Origin of the sequence: Streptomyces mutabilis, from assembly GCF_014649815.1 — a bacterium.
Lineage (GTDB): Bacteria > Actinomycetota > Actinomycetes > Streptomycetales > Streptomycetaceae > Streptomyces > Streptomyces mutabilis.
Genome location: NZ_BMTT01000014.1, coordinates 93758 through 109689, shown reverse-complemented (window position 1 = coordinate 109689; position 15932 = coordinate 93758). Strand labels below are relative to the sequence as shown.

Here is a 15932-nt window from a genome sequence, read left to right as displayed (position 1 = left end):
GCCCATCGCCTGTACGAGACGGAGTGGCACCGGATGCAGCACGCAGTGGGTTCTCCGCTGCCGCCGCCCCCTCAGCCGGGGCACGGACCGGCCGTCGGCTGGTCCCCGGCCGCACACCACCCGGGCCCGCACCAGGGACCCGCCCCGGTATCGCCGCGCGTGGCGTCGGGGTACCCCGTGCAGGCACCGCCCCCGCCCCCCGCGGCCCCTCAGCACGCCCAGGGCCCGCAGCAGGCTCCGGGTCCGCGACACGCTCCGGGTCCGCACCAGTCGCAAGGGCCGCACCCCTCCGCCGCCCCCGGACCGCCCGCTCCGGACACCACCGGCCACGTTCCGCTGCCGCCCGGGGCTCCCGTGGCCGTGCCCAGCGTGCCGCCGGCCGCGACGGCCCTGCCCGACCCCGCCACGGCCACCCTCGCGGTACTGCTCATCGGCCCCGCGGGCGCGGGCAAGACCAGCGTCGCCAAGTACTGGGCGGACCACCGGCGGGTGCCCACCGCGCACATCAGCCTCGACGACGTCCGCGAATGGGTCCGCTCCGGCTTCGCCGACCCGCAGGCCGGGTGGAACGAGAACAGCGAGGCGCAGTACCGCCTCGCCCGCCGCACCTGCGGATTCTCCGCACGCAACTTCCTCACCAACGGCATCTCCTGCATCCTCGACGACGCGGTCTTCCCGGACCGCCCGGTCGTCGGCCTCGGCGGCTGGAAGCGGCACGTCGGACCCGGCCTGCTCCCGGTCGTCCTCCTGCCGGGCCTGGACATCGTCCTGGAGCGCAACGCCGAGCGCAGCGGCAACCGGCGCCTCACCGACGAGGAGGTCGCCCGCATCCACGGCCGCATGGCCGGCTGGTACGGATCCGGCCTCCCGATCATCGACAACTCCCAACTCGACGTACCGGAAACGGCCAGAGTCCTGGACGAGGTCCTGTCCCGCTCGATAGCAAGCCCGCCTGCCTGGTAAGCGAGGAGCATCCCGACCAAGTTTCGATCCGCGGCTCCGCCGGCGGGGCGCGAGACGCCCCGCGGCGGTCGGACGCCACTCGGCATCCGGCCCCTCCCCGGTTGGCGCACCGGGCGTGCCCACTCGGCCCTCCCGAGCGGCGCCCCCCGAGCGGAGCTCATACGCTCGGTCCATGTCACAGGTGTACGCGGCCCGCCGGACGCGCCTACGAGAACGCTGCAACGCGGGCGGCAGCGCGGCGGCGCTCGTCTCCCGGCCCGCCAACGTGCGCTATCTCGCGGGGGCCGCCCCGCACGGCGCGGTGCTGCTCCTGGGCAAGACCGAGGACCTGCTGGTCTGCTCCGCCCCGCCGGAGGAGCGGCCGACGGAGGGAAGGCCCGACGACTCGCTGCCGGTGCGCGCGTTGCCCGGTCCCGGGGGCGACCCGGCAGTCGCGGCCACCGGGCTCGCGGCCGCCCAGGGCGCCGAGTCCCTCGCCACCGAGGACCACCACCTCACCGTGGTCCGGCACCGCGCCATGCGCTCGGTCGCCCCACGACTGCGGCTGACCGACCTCGGCCAGGCGGTCGAACAGCTCCGGGTGGTCAAGGACGAGGAGGAGATCTCCTGCCTGCGCATCGGCGCCGAGATCGCCGACCAGGCCCTCGGTGAGCTGCTGGAGTCCATCCTGGTGGGCCGCACCGAGCGGCACCTCGCACTGGAGCTGGAGCGCCGCCTGGTGGACCACGGGGCCGACGGCCCCGCCTTCCCCACGTCCGTCGGTACCGGCCCGAACTCGGGGCGCCGCGGCCACCGTCCCACCGACCGGCGGGTGGAGGAGGGCGACTTCCTCTCCGTCTGCCTGGGCGCCACCTACCGCGGGTACCGCTGCGAGATCGGCCGTACCTTCGTCATCGGGACCTCGCCGGCCGACTGGCAGATCGAGCTGTACGACCTCGTCTTCTCCGCCCAGCGGGCCGGTAGGGAGGCTCTCGCACCCGGTGCGGCCTGCCGGGACGTGGACCGCGCCGCCCGCCAGGCACTGGACTCGGCCGGGTACGCTGAGCACCTTCCCGCCCTCACCGGTCACGGGGTCGGACTCGAAATCGACGAGGACCCGCAGTTGGCCCCCGCGGCCATGGGTAAACTGGACGCTTGTGTGCCGGTCACCGTCGAACCGGGGGTCCACCTCCCGGGCCGGGGCGGGGTCCGGATCGATGACACGCTCGTCGTGCGCCCCGAGGCGGACGGCGGACCCGAGCTACTCACCATCACGACCAAGGAGCTGCTCGCGCTCTAGCCTTCGCGCTGGGCGCATGCCTGCACCGGGGTCGTCCACGTCAGTCCAGTCCAGGAGATTCCGCAACCGTGGCTTCCACGAACGACCTCAAGAACGGCATGGTGCTCAAGCTCGAAGGCGGCCAGCTCTGGTCCGTCGTCGAGTTCCAGCACGTCAAGCCCGGCAAGGGCCCGGCCTTCGTGCGCACCAAGCTCAAGAACGTGCTCTCCGGCAAGGTCGTCGACAAGACCTTCAACGCCGGCGTCAAGGTCGAGACGGCCACTGTCGACAAGCGTGACATGCAGTTCTCGTACATGGACGGCGACTACTTCGTCTTCATGGACATGGAGACCTACGACCAGCTGCACATCGACCGCAAGGTCGTCGGCGACGCCGCCAACTTCCTCGTCGAGGGCTTCGAGGCCACCGTCGCGCAGCACGAGGGCGAGGTGCTCTTCGTCGAGCTGCCCGCCGCCGTCGAACTGACCGTCCAGGAGACCGAGCCGGGCGTGCAGGGCGACCGCTCCACCGGCGGCACCAAGCCCGCCACCCTGGAGACCGGTCACCAGATCAACGTCCCGCTCTTCATCACCACCGGTGAGAAGATCAAGGTCGACACCCGTACGAGCGACTACCTCGGCCGGGTGAACAGCTAACCGTGGCTGCCCGCAACACGGCCCGCAAGCGCGCCTTCCAGATCCTCTTCGAGGGCGATCAGCGCGGCGCCGACGTCCTGACGGTCCTCGCCGACTGGGTCCGGCACTCCCGGTCCGACACCCGGCAGCCGCCGGTGAGCGAGTACACGATGGAGCTGGTCGAGGGCTACGCCGAGCGCGCCGAGCGCGTCGACGAGCTCATCGCCCAGTACTCGGTCGGCTGGACGCTCGACCGGATGCCGGTCGTCGACCGCAACATCCTGCGCCTGGGCGCGTACGAGCTGATCTGGGTCGACGAGACCCCGGACGCCGTCGTCCTGGACGAGATGGTGCAGCTGGCGAAGGAGTTCTCCACGGACGAGTCGCCCGCTTTCGTCAACGGTCTGCTCGGCCGGCTGAAGGAGCTCAAGCCTTCGCTGCGTCGCGACTAGCTTCCGCAGGTGCCGCAGGACGCGGCGCCGTAGGGGTGCGGTGGGGGAGCGGCCGCGGCTTGTCCGCGGCCGGTCGCGCTCGAGCGGCGGCAGCCGCAAGGTCGGCCGAGCCCCGCGCCCACTGGCGGCGCTGAGCCCCACGACGTGACAAAACCGCCGGGGTGGCGGGAACCCAACGGTTCCCGCCACCCCGGCGGCACGTTTCTGCTGAGGCTCTTCGGGCTCAGATGTCCTCGTGTGACGCCACCGCGCGGCGCGCGTCCGCGTCCAGGACGCCCCAGCTGATCAGCTGCTCGGTCAGGACCGAGGGCGACTGGTCGTAGATGACGGCGAGTGTGCGCAGGTCGTCTTGGCGGATCGAGAGCACCTTGCCGTTGTAGTCACCGCGCTGCGACTGGATCGTGGCCGCGTAGCGCTGGAGCGGACCCGCCTTCTCGGCCGGCACCGTGGCCAGCCGCTCCAGGTCGAGGACCAGCTTCGGCGGCGGCTCGGCGGCACCGCCCGGGGTGGTGCCCGGAAGCAGCTCCTGCACGGGAACGCCGTAGAAATCCGCCAGCTCGGCGAGGCGCTGCACGGTCACCGCGCGGTCGCCGCGCTCGTACGAACCGACCACGACGGCCTTCCAGCGGCCCTGGGACTTCTCCTCGACACCGTGGAGGGAAAGGCCCTGCTGGGTGCGGATGGCCCGGAGCTTGGCCCCGAGCTGTTTGGCGTATTCGCTGGACATATGGCTCCCCGGACAAGGTGTCGACGCGGTCTGCACAGGTGTGCACCCGCGCGGCTTGGTAACTCACTGTGAGGTTACGCAGCGTTACTCTCCTGCGTCAAGCCGAATGGTCCGCACCGACTCTTCCGTGGTATTCGCCTTCCATTGCTCCGACCGGGTGGTGCCAGGGTGTCGGAAGGGTGACGCGGGAGCGTCGAGGGGGTCGCATCGGCCGCTCTGTGAGCCTGATACGGTGGGTGACGCACATCCCGACGTCCTTTAAGGTCCGTCCCGTGAGGCGGAGAAGGAGGTCCGTTTCGTATGGACAAGCAGCTGGACGCGCCCCCGGGCGCGCGATCCGATGCGCGGCCCGTTCTCGAGGGGCCCGACATCGCCCGGGTCCTGACCCGCATCGCCCACGAGATCGTCGAACGCGCCAAGGGCGCCGACGACGTGGTGCTCCTCGGCATCCCGACCCGGGGCGTCTTCCTCGCCCGGCGGCTCGCCGACAAGCTCGAGCAGATCACCGAGCGCAAGATCCCGGTCGGCTCGCTCGACATCACCATGTACCGCGACGACCTGCGCATGCACCCGCCGCGTGCCCTGGCCCGCACCGATATCCCCGGTGACGGCATCGACGGCCGCCTGGTCGTCCTCGTCGACGACGTGCTCTTCTCCGGCCGCACCATCCGCGCCGCCCTCGACGCGCTGAACGACATCGGCCGCCCGCGCGCGGTGCAGCTCGCCGTCCTCGTCGACCGCGGTCACCGCGAACTGCCCATCCGCGCCGACTACGTCGGCAAGAACCTCCCGACGTCGCTGCGGGAGACGGTCAAGGTCCAGCTCGCCGAGGAGGACGGTCGGGACACCGTGCTGCTCGGTGCCAAGCCGGCCGCCCCGGGCGCCCACCCGTAGCACCCCCGCGTACGCGCCCAGCCGTGCCGTACGCCCGCTCGGTGTGCCCGCACGCACGCCCGGCCGCCCGAATTATCCCGCTCTTCCGCATGAATCGCCCTACGGAGCCTGACAGATGCAGCGTCATCTCATCTCGGCCGCCGACCTCACCCGCGACGACGCCGTCCTGATCCTCGACACCGCTGAGGAGATGGCCCGGGTCGCCGACCGGCCGATCAAGAAACTGCCGACCCTGCGCGGCCGGACCGTCGTCAACCTCTTCTTCGAGGACTCGACGAGGACCCGGATCTCCTTCGAGGCCGCCGAGAAGCGCCTGTCGGCGGACGTCATCAACTTCACCGCCAAGGGCTCCAGCGTCTCCAAGGGCGAGTCCCTCAAGGACACCGCCCAGACCCTGGAGGCCATGGGGGTCGACGCCGTCGTCATCCGGCACGGCGCCTCCGGCGCCCCCTACCGCCTGGCCACCTCCGGGTGGATCGACGCCCACGTCATCAACGCCGGCGACGGCACCCACCAGCACCCCACCCAGGCCCTGCTGGACGCGTTCACCATGCGCCGCCGCCTGGTCGGCCGCGACGCCGGCCTCGGCAAGGACCTGGACGGACGCCGGATCACCCTCGTCGGCGACATCCTGCACAGCCGCGTCGCCCGCTCCAACGTCGACCTGCTGCACACCCTCGGCGCCGAGGTCACCCTCGTCGCCCCGCCCACTTTGCTGCCGGTCGGCGTCGAGAGCTGGCCCTGCGAGGTCTCCTACGACCTCGACTCCACCCTGACCAAGTCCGACGCGGTGATGCTGCTGCGCGTGCAGCGCGAGCGCATGAACGCCGCGTTCTTCCCCACCGAGCGCGAGTACTCCCGCCGCTACGGTCTCGACGGCGACCGCATGTCGAAGATGCCCGACCACGCCATCGTGATGCATCCCGGCCCGATGGTCCGCGGCATGGAGATCACCGCCGAGGTCGCCGACTCCGACCGCTGCACCGTCGTCGAGCAGGTCACCAACGGCGTCTCCGTCCGCATGGCCGTCCTCTACCTGCTGCTCGGCGGCAACGAACCCGCCGTGACCCACGCCCGCCCCACCGAGGAGAAGTAAAGAAGATGAGCAAGACCCTGATCCGCGGTGCGAAGGTGCTCGGCGGCGAGCCGCAGGACGTGCTGATCGACGGCGCGACGATCGCTCAGGTCGGCACCGGCCTGTCCGCCGAGGGCGCCGAGGTGATCGAGGCCGACGGCAAGGTGCTGCTGCCCGGCCTGGTCGACCTCCACACCCACCTGCGCGAGCCCGGCCGCGAGGACTCCGAGACCGTGCTGACCGGAACCCGGGCGGCGGCGAGCGGCGGCTACACCAACGTCTTCGCCATGGCCAACACCTTCCCGGTCGCCGACACCGCCGGCGTCGTCGAGCAGGTCTGGCGGCTCGGCCAGGAGTCCGGCTACTGCGACGTGCAGCCCGTCGGCGCCGTCACCGTCGGTCTGGAGGGCGCCAAGCTCGCCGAGCTGGGCGCCATGCACGAGTCCGCGGCCGGCGTCACCGTCTTCTCCGACGACGGCAAGTGCGTCCACGACGCCGTGATCATGCGCCGCGCCCTGGAGTACGTGAAGGCCTTCGGCGGCGTCGTCGCCCAGCACGCCCAGGAGCCCCGGCTCACCGAGGGCGCCCAGATGAACGAGGGCGTCGTCTCCGCCGAGCTGGGCCTCGGGGGCTGGCCGGCCGTCGCCGAGGAGTCGATCATCGCCCGGGACGTGCTGCTCGCCGAGCACGTCGGCTCCCGGGTCCACATCTGCCACCTGTCCACGGCGGGCAGCGTCGAGATCGTCCGCTGGGCCAAGTCCCGCGGCATCGACGTCACCGCCGAGGTCACCCCGCACCACCTGCTGCTCACCGACGAGCTGGTCCGCTCGTACAACCCGGTCTACAAGGTGAACCCGCCGCTGCGCACCGAGCGTGACGTGCTCGCGCTGCGCGAGGCGCTCGCCGACGGCACGATCGACATCGTCGCCACCGACCACGCCCCGCACCCGCACGAGGACAAGGACTGCGAGTGGGCCGCCGCCGCCATGGGCATGGTGGGCCTGGAGACCGCGCTGTCGGTGGTCCAGGAGACCATGGTGGACACGGGCCTGCTGGACTGGGCCGGCGTCGCCGACCGCATGTCCGTCAAGCCCGCCAAGATCGGACAGGCCACCGGACACGGCCGTCCCGTCTCGGCTGGTGAGCCCGCCAACCTCACCCTCGTCGACACGGCATACCGTGGCCAGGTGGACCCCGCGGGCTTCGCCTCGCGCAGCCGCAACACCCCGTACGAGGGGCGTGAGCTGCCGGGCCGTGTGACGCACACGTGGCTGCGGGGCAAGGCCACGCTCGTCGACGGGAAGCTCACGTGACACCTGTAATCCTGCTGGCCGCCGAGAAGGAATCGGCGGAAGTGACCGACTGGGCCGCCCGCATCGGCTGGGTCGTCGGCCTCGGCCTGTTCGTCGCGCTCGTCTACTGGCTGATGCGCGAGGGCTGGAAGTGGCGCAGCACCCTCCAGGGCGACCTGCCCGAGCTGCCCAGCGCGCCGGACGCCCCCGGCCCGGTGAAACTGAGCCTGAGCGGCCGCTACCACGGCTCCACCAGCGCCGGGCAGTGGCTGGACCGCATCGTGGCGCACGGCCTGGGCACCCGCAGCCGGGTCGAGCTCACGCTGACAAACGCGGGCCTGGACGTCGTACGCCCCGGCGCGAACGACTTCTTCGTCCCCGTCGCAGCGCTGCGCGAGGCCCGGCTCGACAAGGGAATCGCCGGCAAGGTGCTCACCGAGGGCGGCCTGCTGGTCGTCACCTGGGAGCACGGCGACAAGCTGATCGACTCCGGCTTCCGCTCCGACCACGCGGCCGAGCACAACGAGTGGGTCGAGACACTGAACGACATGATCAACAAGACGGAAACGGAAGGCGCACGATGACGACCTCCACCCGGGGAGCCGGCAAGGCTCCCGCCGTACTCGTCCTGGAGGACGGCCGGATCTTCCGCGGCCGAGCCTACGGGGCCGTGGGGGCCACCTTCGGCGAAGCCGTGTTCTCCACCGGCATGACCGGTTACCAGGAGACCCTCACCGACCCGTCGTACCACCGCCAGGTGGTCGTGATGACCGCTCCGCACGTGGGCAACACCGGCGTCAACGACGAGGACATGGAGTCCAAGAAGATCTGGGTCTCCGGCTACGTCGTCCGCGACCCCGCCCGCGTGCCCTCCAGCTGGCGCTCCCGCCGCACGCTGGACGACGAACTGGACGCCCAGGGCGTCGTCGGCATCGCCGGCATCGACACCCGCGCGCTCACCCGCCACCTGCGTGAGCGCGGCGCCATGCGCGTCGGCATCTTCAGCGGCGACGCCGTCCAGGACGACGCCGCGCTGCTGGCCCGCGTCCAGGAAGCCCCCGAGATGACCGGCGCCGACCTCTCCGCCGAGGTCGCCACCACCGAGGCGTACGTCGTCCCCGCGATCGGCGAGAAGAAGTTCACCGTCGCCGCCGTCGACCTCGGCATCAAGGGCATGACCCCGCACCGGATGGCCGAGCGCGGCATCGAGGTGCACGTCCTGCCCGCCACCGCGACCGTCGAGGACGTCTACGCGGTCAACCCGGACGGTGTCTTCTTCTCCAACGGCCCGGGCGACCCGTCCACCGCCGACCACCCGGTCTCCGTCATGCAGGGCGTCCTGGAGCGCGGCACCCCGCTCTTCGGCATCTGCTTCGGCAACCAGATCCTGGGCCGCGCCCTCGGCTTCGGCACCTTCAAGCTGAAGTACGGCCACCGCGGCATCAACCAGCCCGTGCAGGACCGTACGACCGGCAAGGTCGAGGTCACCGCGCACAACCACGGATTCGCCGTCGACGCCCCGCTCGACAAGGTCTCCGACACCCCCTACGGCCGCGCCGAGGTCTCCCACGTCTGCCTGAACGACAACGTGGTGGAGGGCCTCCAGCTTCTCGACAAGCCGGCCTTCAGCGTCCAGTACCACCCCGAAGCGGCGGCCGGCCCGCACGACGCCGCCTACCTGTTCGACCGCTTCGTTTCCCTGATGGAGGGCCAGCGTGCCTAAGCGCACCGATATCCAGTCCGTCCTGGTCATCGGCTCCGGCCCGATCGTCATCGGCCAGGCCGCCGAGTTCGACTACTCCGGCACCCAGGCGTGCCGGGTCCTGAAGTCCGAGGGCCTCAGGGTCGTCCTCGTGAACTCCAACCCGGCGACGATCATGACCGACCCGGAGATCGCCGACGCCACCTACGTCGAGCCGATCACCCCCGAGTTCGTCGAGAAGATCATCGCCAAGGAGCAGCCCGACGCGCTGCTGCCCACCCTGGGCGGCCAGACGGCGCTCAACACCGCCATCTCGCTGCACGAGAACGGCGTTCTGGAGAAGTACGGCGTCGAGCTGATCGGCGCCAACGTCCAGGCGATCCACAAGGGCGAGGACCGCGACCTGTTCAAGGAGGTGGTCGAGGAGGTCCGCAAGAAGATCGGCCACGGCGAGTCCGCCCGGTCCTACATCTGCCACTCCATGGACGACGTCCTCAAGGGCGTCGACGAGCTCGGCGGCTACCCGGTCGTCGTGCGCCCGTCCTTCACCATGGGCGGCGCCGGCTCCGGCTTCGCGCACGACGAGGAGGAGCTGCGCCGCATCGCCGGACAGGGCCTCACCCTCTCGCCGACCACCGAGGTGCTCCTTGAGGAGTCCATCCTCGGCTGGAAGGAGTACGAGCTGGAGCTGATGCGCGACAAGAACGACAACGTCGTGGTCGTCTGCTCCATCGAGAACTTCGACCCCATGGGCGTCCACACCGGCGACTCGATCACCGTCGCGCCCGCGATGACGCTCACCGACCGCGAGTACCAGGTGCTGCGCGACGTCGGTATCGCGATCATCCGCGAGGTCGGCGTCGACACCGGCGGCTGCAACATCCAGTTCGCGGTGAACCCCGAGGACGGCCGCGTGATCGTCATCGAGATGAACCCGCGCGTCTCGCGCTCCTCGGCGCTCGCCTCCAAGGCGACCGGCTTCCCGATCGCCAAGATCGCCGCCAAGCTCGCCGTCGGCTACACCCTGGACGAGATCCCGAACGACATCACGCAGGAGACCCCGGCCTCCTTCGAGCCCACGCTCGACTACGTGGTCGTCAAGGCCCCGCGGTTCGCCTTCGAGAAGTTCCCGAGCGCCGACTCCACCCTCACGACCACCATGAAGTCGGTCGGCGAGGCCATGGCCATCGGCCGCAACTTCACCGAGGCCTTCCAGAAGGCGCTGCGCTCGCTGGAGAAGAAGGGCAGCCAGTTCACCTTCGTCGGCGAGGCGGGCGACAAGAAGGCGCTGCTGGAGGAGTCCGTCCGGCCCACCGACGGCCGCATCAACGCCGTCATGCAGGCCATCCGCGCGGGCGCCACGCCCGAGGAGGTCTTCGAGTACACGAAGATCGACCCCTGGTTCGTCGACCAGCTCTTCCTGATCAAGGAGACCGCCGACGAGCTGGCCGCCGCCCCCGAGCTGACCGCCGACCTGCTCGCCGAGGCCAAGCGGCACGGCTTCTCCGACCAGCAGATCGGCGAGATCCGCGGCCTGCGCGAGGACGTCGTCCGCGAGGTGCGGCACGCGCTCGGCATCCGCCCGGTCTACAAGACGGTCGACACCTGCGCCGCCGAGTTCGCCGCGAAGACGCCGTACTTCTACTCCTCCTACGACGAGGAGACCGAGGTCGCGCCCCGCGAGAAGCCGGCCGTCATCATCCTGGGCTCCGGCCCGAACCGCATCGGCCAGGGCATCGAGTTCGACTACTCCTGCGTCCACGCCTCCTTCGCGCTGAGCGACGCCGGGTACGAGACCGTGATGGTCAACTGCAACCCGGAGACCGTCTCCACCGACTACGACACCTCCGACCGGCTGTACTTCGAGCCGCTCACCCTGGAGGACGTCCTGGAGATCGTCCACGCGGAGCGGCAGGCCGGACCGGTCGCGGGCGTGGTCGTCCAACTCGGCGGCCAGACCCCGCTGGGCCTGTCCCAGGCGCTCAAGGACAACGGCGTGCCGATCGTCGGCACCTCGCCGGAGGCCATCCACGCCGCCGAGGACCGCGGCGCCTTCGGCCAGGTCCTCGAGGAGGCGGGCCTGCCCGCCCCCAAGCACGGCACCGCCACCACCTTCGCCGAGGCCAGGGCCATCGCCGACGAGATCGGCTACCCGGTCCTCGTCCGGCCCTCCTACGTCCTCGGCGGACGCGGCATGGAGATCGTCTACGACGAGACCCGGCTGGAGGCGTACATCGCCGAGTCGACCGAGATCAGCCCGTCCCGGCCGGTCCTGGTCGACCGCTTCCTGGACGACGCGATCGAGATCGACGTCGACGCCCTGTACGACGGCGAGGAGCTGTACCTCGGCGGCGTCATGGAGCACATCGAGGAGGCCGGTATCCACTCCGGCGACTCGGCGTGCGCCCTGCCCCCGATCACGCTCGGCGGCTTCGACATCAAGCGGCTGCGCGCCTCCACCGAGGGCATCGCCGCGGGCGTCGGCGTGCGCGGCCTGATCAACATCCAGTTCGCGCTGGCCGGGGACATCCTCTACGTCCTGGAGGCCAACCCGCGCGCCTCGCGCACCGTGCCCTTCACCTCGAAGGCGACCGCGGTGCCGCTCGCGAAGGCCGCCGCCCGCATCTCGCTGGGCGCGACCATCGCCGAACTGCGCGCCGAGGGCCTGCTCCCGGCCAACGGCGACGGCGGCACGCTCCCGATGGACGCGCCGATCTCCGTCAAGGAGGCCGTCATGCCGTGGTCCCGCTTCCGGGACATCCACGGCCGCGGCGTCGACACGGTCCTCGGCCCGGAGATGCGCTCCACCGGCGAGGTCATGGGCATCGACTCCGTCTTCGGCACGGCGTACGCCAAGTCGCAGGCCGGCGCCTACGGCCCGCTGCCGACCAAGGGACGGGCGTTCATCTCGGTCGCCAACCGCGACAAGCGCTCGATGATCTTCCCGGCACGCGAGCTGGTCGCCCACGGCTTCGAGCTGCTCGCCACCTCCGGCACCGCCGAGGTCCTCAAGCGCAACGGCATCAACGCCACCGTCGTGCGCAAGCAGTCCGAGGGCACCGGCCCGAACGGCGAGAAGACCATCGTCCAGCTCATTCACGACGGCGAGGTCGACCTCATCGTCAACACCCCGTACGGCACCGGTGGCCGCCTCGACGGCTACGACATCCGCACGGCGGCCGTGGCCCGTTCCGTGCCGTGCCTGACGACGGTCCAGGCGCTCGCGGCGGCCGTCCAGGGCATCGACGCCCTCAACCACGGCGACGTGGGAGTGCGCTCACTCCAGGAACACGCGGAATTCCTGACCGCGGCCCGCGACTAGCAGCCCCGAGGGGGACACCGGAAACGGTGTCCCCCTCTTCATGAGGCTTCATGAGGACACCCATGTACAAGACCTTCTTCTCCCTCGTCTTCAAGCGGATGGACCCGGAGCGGGCGCACCACCTCGCCTTCCGCTGGATCCGCCTCGCCGTCCGCGTCCCCGCCCTGCGCACCTTCGCCGCGGCCGTGCTCGCGCCCCGGTACAAGGAGCTGCGCACGGAGGCCTTCGGCCTGCGCATGCACGGTCCCTTCGGGCTGGCCGCCGGCTTCGACAAGAACGCGGTGGCCATCGACGGGATGGCCATGCTCGGCTTCGACCACGTGGAGATCGGCACCGTGACGGGGGAGCCGCAGCCCGGCAACCCCAAGAAGCGGCTGTTCCGGCTGGTGAGCGACCGCGCGCTGATCAACCGCATGGGCTTCAACAACGACGGCTCCCTGGCCGTCGCCGCCCGCCTGGCCTCCCGTACGCCGGTCTTCAGGACGGTCGTCGGCGTCAACATCGGCAAGACGAAGGTCGTCCCGGAGGAGGAGGCCACCGGTGACTACGTGAAGTCGGCCGAACGCCTCGCCCCGCACGCCGACTACCTGGTCGTCAACGTCTCCTCCCCGAACACGCCCGGCCTGCGCAACCTCCAGGCGACGGAGGCGCTGCGCCCGCTCCTGAGCGCGGTGCGCGAGGCCGCCGACCGCGTGGTCACCACGCGACGCGTCCCGCTCCTGGTCAAGATCGCGCCGGACCTCGCCGACGAGGACGTCGACGCGGTCGCCGACCTGGCGGTGGAGCTGGGCCTGGACGGCATCATCGCCACCAACACCACCATCGCGCGCGAGGGACTCGGCCTGACGTCCTCGCCCGCCCTGGTCCAGGAGACCGGCGGCCTGTCGGGCGCTCCCCTCAGGGCACGCTCCCTGGAGGTGCTGCGCCGCCTCTACGCGCGCGTGGGCGAGCGGATCACCCTGGTGGGCGTCGGCGGCATCGAGACCGCAGAGGACGCCTGGCAGCGCATCCTGGCCGGGGCCACGCTGGTGCAGGGCTACAGCGCCTTCGTCTACGAGGGGCCGTTCTACGCTCGCCACCTCCACAAGGGGCTCGCCGCCCGCCTGCGGCAGAGCCCGTACGCCACCCTCGCCGACGCGGTCGGCGCCGACGTGAGGAAGAACGCATGACGGTACTCGAGCCCTTCGGCGCGCGCCTGCGCCGTGCCATGGACGAACGCGGGCCGCTGTGCGTCGGCATCGACCCCCACGCCTCCCTGCTCGCCGAGTGGGGCCTGAACGACGACGTGGCCGGTCTGGAGCGCTTCAGCCGCACCGTCGTGGAGGCCGTGGGCGACCGGGTGGCGGTCCTCAAACCGCAGAGCGCCTTCTTCGAGCGTTTCGGCTCGCGCGGCGTCGCCGTCCTGGAGAAATCGGTCGAGGAGGCGCGGACGGCCGGCGCGCTGGTGGTCATGGACGCCAAGCGGGGCGACATCGGCTCCACCATGGCCGCGTACGCCGAGTCCTTCCTGCACAGGGGCGCGCCGCTGTTCTCGGACGCGCTGACCGTCTCCCCGTACCTCGGCTACGGCTCCCTGAAGCCGGCCGTCGACCTGGCGCGCGCGAACGGCGCGGGACTGTTCGTGCTGGCGCTCACCTCCAACCCGGAGGGCGCCGAGATCCAGCACGCGGTCCGGGCCGACGGGCGGAGCGTCGGGGCGACGATGCTGGCGCACCTGGCCGCGGAGAACGCGGGGGAGACCCCTCTGGGCTCCTTCGGCGCGGTCGTCGGCGCCACACTCGGCGACCTCTCGTCGTACGACCTGGACGTCAACGGCCCGCTCCTCGCACCCGGCATCGGCGCCCAGGGCGCGACGCCGGCGGACCTGCCGGGGGTGTTCGGGGCGGCGCTGCGCAACGTCGTGCCGAACGTCAGCCGGGGTGTCCTTCGTCACGGCCCGGACGTGACCGCGCTGCGGAACGCGGCGGACCGCTTCTCCGACGAGGTCAGGACCGCGGTGACGGCCGCCTAGGCTTCCAGACCTTGGATACATCCTCAAATCGGAGGCAATATGTCTGAAATGTCTGCCCTGGCGGAGGCTGACCAGGACTTTTCCGCCGTTCTCGCTGACTCTGGCGGAGTTGACCGCTAGTCTCCGTCGAGAGTCCTCGGGCAAGCGTGTTGCTCGCGACTCCCCAGGTGTGGGGCGACTAGGTTCCTCACCGGTCCGTATCCGACAGTTCGACATCCGAGGTGACGTAGGCGTGGCTCTTCCGCCCCTTACCCCTGAACAGCGCGCAGCCGCGCTCGAAAAGGCCGCCGCGGCTCGCCGGGAGCGGGCCGAGGTCAAGAATCGACTCAAGCACTCCGGCGCCTCCCTCCACGAGGTCATCAAGCAGGGCCAGGAGAACGACGTCATCGGCAAGATGAAGGTCTCCGCCCTCCTCGAGTCCCTGCCGGGCGTGGGCAAGGTCCGCGCCAAGCAGATCATGGAGCGGCTCGGCATCTCCGAGAGCCGCCGTGTACGAGGCCTCGGTTCCAACCAGATCGCCTCCCTGGAGCGCGAGTTCGGCAGCACCGGCAGCTGAGTCCGGACCACTCCGGAACAACTGGAATAATCGCCGCATGGCTGCAACATCCCGGGGGACGACCCCCGTGCCCCCGGAATCACGTCCGCGGCTGACCGTGCTCTCCGGCCCCTCGGGGGTCGGCAAGAGCACGGTCGTCGCCCATATGCGCAAGGAACACCCCGAGGTCTGGCTCTCGGTGTCGGCGACGACCCGCAAGCCCCGTCCCGGCGAGCGGCACGGAGTCCACTACTTCTTCGTCACCGACGAGGAGATGGACAAGCTGATCGCCAACGGCGAGCTGCTGGAGTGGGCCGAGTTCGCCGGCAACCGCTACGGCACGCCGCGTGCGGCCGTACTGGAGCGACTGGAGGCCGGTGAGCCGGTGCTCCTGGAGATCGACCTCCAGGGGGCGCGGCAGGTCCGGGAGTCCATGCCGGAGGCCCAGCTCGTGTTCCTGGCCCCGCCCTCCTGGGAGGAGCTGGTGCGCAGGCTCACCGGCCGGGGCACCGAGCCGCCGGAGGTCATCGAGCGCCGCCTCGCCGCCGCAAGGGTCGAGCTGGCGGCCGAGCCGGAGTTCGACCGGACCCTGGTCAACACCTCCGTCGAGGACGTGGCGCGCGAGCTGCTAGCCTTGACGAACGTCGTGTGATCGTTACCGGTCACGGTGACTGAATCTTTCCCATCCATCGGAAGGTAGAGCGTGTCCTCTTCCATCTCCGCGCCCGAGGGCATCATCAACCCGCCGATCGACGAGCTCCTCGAGGCCACGGACTCGAAGTACAGCCTCGTGATCTACGCGGCCAAGCGGGCCCGCCAGATCAACGCGTACTACTCGCAGCTCGGCGAGGGTCTCCTCGAGTACGTCGGTCCGCTCGTCGACACCCACGTCCACGAGAAGCCGCTCTCGATCGCCCTGCGCGAGATCAACGCGGGTCTGCTGACCTCCGAGGCCATCGAGGGTCCGGCGCAGTAACACCGGCGGTAGTATTTTCAGCCTGAAGCTGACTTATCCACAGGCCCGGCAGCCCGACTGTCGGGCCTGTGGTGTGTGATGGGTCGTACG

At 70.7% G+C, this 15932-nt stretch carries 16 protein-coding genes; 15 read left to right on the top strand and 1 reads right to left on the bottom strand.

Annotation, left to right across the window (positions count from 1 at the left end; genetic code table 11):
- Positions 1 to 33 precede the first annotated feature (33 nt).
- The 4 genes from IE142_RS25595 (at position 34) to nusB (ending at position 3308) form a co-directional block, all read left to right on the top strand.
- Positions 34 to 963, top strand: a complete 930-nt coding sequence (locus IE142_RS25595; RefSeq protein WP_191887935.1) for a Pro-rich N-terminal domain-containing protein — start codon at positions 34 to 36, stop codon at positions 961 to 963.
- A 172-nt stretch (positions 964 to 1135) separates the two neighbouring features.
- Entirely contained in the window at positions 1136 to 2242 is a 1107-nt protein-coding gene (locus IE142_RS25590) for an aminopeptidase P family protein (RefSeq protein WP_191887934.1), read from the top strand.
- Positions 2243 to 2310: 68 nt separating this feature from the next.
- A complete protein-coding gene (gene efp / locus IE142_RS25585) occupies positions 2311 to 2877 on the top strand; it encodes an elongation factor P (RefSeq protein WP_043375134.1) in 567 nt (188 codons plus the stop codon).
- 2 nt (positions 2878 to 2879) lie between these two features.
- On the top strand, positions 2880 to 3308 hold the full coding sequence (gene nusB, locus IE142_RS25580; protein ID WP_019325076.1) for a transcription antitermination factor NusB: 429 nt from the start codon (positions 2880 to 2882) through the stop codon (positions 3306 to 3308).
- Positions 3309 to 3531: 223 nt separating this feature from the next.
- Here the strand turns inward: nusB and bldD are convergent, their stop codons facing one another.
- Entirely contained in the window at positions 3532 to 4035 is a 504-nt protein-coding gene (gene bldD, locus IE142_RS25575; RefSeq protein WP_019325075.1) for a transcriptional regulator BldD, read from the bottom strand.
- Between the two features lie 300 nt (positions 4036 to 4335).
- Between bldD and pyrR the strand changes: the two genes are divergently transcribed.
- The 11 genes from pyrR (at position 4336) to rpoZ (ending at position 15842) form a co-directional block, all read left to right on the top strand.
- A complete protein-coding gene (gene pyrR / locus IE142_RS25570) occupies positions 4336 to 4929 on the top strand; it encodes a bifunctional pyr operon transcriptional regulator/uracil phosphoribosyltransferase PyrR (RefSeq protein ID WP_191887933.1) in 594 nt (197 codons plus the stop codon).
- Positions 4930 to 5044: 115 nt separating this feature from the next.
- On the top strand, positions 5045 to 6025 hold the full coding sequence (locus tag IE142_RS25565; protein WP_191887932.1) for an aspartate carbamoyltransferase catalytic subunit: 981 nt from the start codon (positions 5045 to 5047) through the stop codon (positions 6023 to 6025).
- 5 nt (positions 6026 to 6030) lie between these two features.
- Positions 6031 to 7317, top strand: a complete 1287-nt coding sequence (locus IE142_RS25560) for a dihydroorotase (RefSeq protein WP_191887931.1) — start codon at positions 6031 to 6033, stop codon at positions 7315 to 7317.
- Positions 7314 to 7880 (top strand): PH-like domain-containing protein, encoded by a 567-nt coding sequence (locus IE142_RS25555; protein WP_191887930.1) that lies wholly within the window; start codon positions 7314 to 7316, stop codon positions 7878 to 7880. The genes IE142_RS25560 and IE142_RS25555 overlap by 4 nt, the downstream gene beginning before the upstream one ends.
- Entirely contained in the window at positions 7877 to 9019 is a 1143-nt protein-coding gene (gene carA, locus IE142_RS25550; RefSeq protein WP_191887929.1) for a glutamine-hydrolyzing carbamoyl-phosphate synthase small subunit, read from the top strand. Before IE142_RS25555 ends, carA begins: the two co-directional genes overlap by 4 nt.
- Positions 9012 to 12320, top strand: a complete 3309-nt coding sequence (gene carB, locus IE142_RS25545; RefSeq protein ID WP_191887928.1) for a carbamoyl-phosphate synthase large subunit — start codon at positions 9012 to 9014, stop codon at positions 12318 to 12320. The genes carA and carB overlap by 8 nt, the downstream gene beginning before the upstream one ends.
- A 62-nt stretch (positions 12321 to 12382) precedes the next feature.
- The gene (locus tag IE142_RS25540) at positions 12383 to 13489 is read left to right on the top strand and encodes a quinone-dependent dihydroorotate dehydrogenase (RefSeq protein ID WP_191887978.1); all 1107 of its coding nucleotides are present in this window, start codon (positions 12383 to 12385) and stop codon (positions 13487 to 13489) included.
- Positions 13486 to 14331, top strand: a complete 846-nt coding sequence (gene pyrF, locus IE142_RS25535; protein WP_191887927.1) for an orotidine-5'-phosphate decarboxylase — start codon at positions 13486 to 13488, stop codon at positions 14329 to 14331. Before IE142_RS25540 ends, pyrF begins: the two co-directional genes overlap by 4 nt.
- A 232-nt stretch (positions 14332 to 14563) precedes the next feature.
- Positions 14564 to 14887, top strand: a complete 324-nt coding sequence (locus tag IE142_RS25530) for an integration host factor (RefSeq protein ID WP_003977346.1) — start codon at positions 14564 to 14566, stop codon at positions 14885 to 14887.
- A gap of 37 nt (positions 14888 to 14924) precedes the next feature.
- Complete coding sequence (gene gmk, locus IE142_RS25525; RefSeq protein ID WP_043375157.1) at positions 14925 to 15518, top strand: guanylate kinase; 594 nt, start codon at positions 14925 to 14927, stop codon at positions 15516 to 15518.
- Positions 15519 to 15569: 51 nt separating this feature from the next.
- Positions 15570 to 15842 carry a DNA-directed RNA polymerase subunit omega gene (gene rpoZ, locus IE142_RS25520; RefSeq protein ID WP_003977348.1) on the top strand — a complete coding sequence of 91 codons (273 nt, stop codon included), beginning with the start codon at positions 15570 to 15572 and terminating at the stop codon, positions 15840 to 15842.
- The last annotated feature ends 90 nt before the right edge of the window (positions 15843 to 15932 follow it).